Origin of the sequence: Herbiconiux daphne, from assembly GCF_024979295.1 — a bacterium.
GTDB lineage: Bacteria > Actinomycetota > Actinomycetes > Actinomycetales > Microbacteriaceae > Herbiconiux > Herbiconiux daphnes.
The window spans coordinates 1-677 of the sequence record NZ_JANLCJ010000432.1 but is presented as its reverse complement, the minus strand read 5'-3'; the positions used below and the strand labels follow the sequence as shown (position 1 = coordinate 677).

The 677-nt window shown below is 39.1% G+C and carries 2 protein-coding genes; one reads left to right on the top strand and one right to left on the bottom strand.

Annotation, left to right across the window (positions count from 1 at the left end):
• On the bottom strand, positions 1 to 442 hold a 442-nt coding region (locus tag N1032_RS25685), incomplete at its 3' end, for a hypothetical protein (protein ID WP_259543441.1).
• Between the two features lie 45 nt (positions 443 to 487).
• On the opposite strand from N1032_RS25685, the gene N1032_RS25680 reads away from it, so the two are divergent.
• The coding region (locus tag N1032_RS25680; protein WP_259543439.1) for a hypothetical protein at positions 488 to 677 on the top strand (190 nt) is incomplete at its 3' end.

The window sequence follows — 677 nt, the reverse complement described above, 5'->3', positions numbered from 1 at the left end:
ATACTCGACCTTGTCGACGGTTATCATCAATTCGCCACTGTAGTAGCGTCTTGGTTTTAAACCTGTCTTTATTCTTGTCTAACCACTCTTTAAACTCCTTCACATCATAAATCCACCAGTAAGGTTCATCCTTATAGGTAAGACCGATGCCATATTTATCAGCTTCACATGAAGCATAATTCCCTGGCTGACGATGTTTTGTTTTTGAGTTGATTAGTTCCATTTCGAATGAAATGTTACCAGTCTTTTTTGAAATTGCAACTTGGTCTTTAATTGAGTAAGTATCACCATCAGCACCCATCCGAATATCAATATCACGATATTGGTCAGATTTATCTGGAGTCAAGTGACCACCAAACTGTTTGATGAAATCATTCTCAGCCTTACTACCACGTTCAATACCAGCTTGACGGTTAGCTTCCTGCCACTCAGTAAAATCCATTTTAACCATTATTGATTGTTCCTTGTCATAGTGTTAAATTCTTCCATGTTGCCATTCTTCCAATTGGCTACAGGTTTAGATTCGAGTTCACGAATCAAACGTTTACAAGCTGTCAGAAGCACCATAAAAGCTGCTTCTTTCTTATCCGTGCTTTCTGCTACTGCAACTGCCCGACGTAAAGATTCAATAACCCCTGCTGGTACATGTTTCATTCTATTGGATTCCCTTCACTATC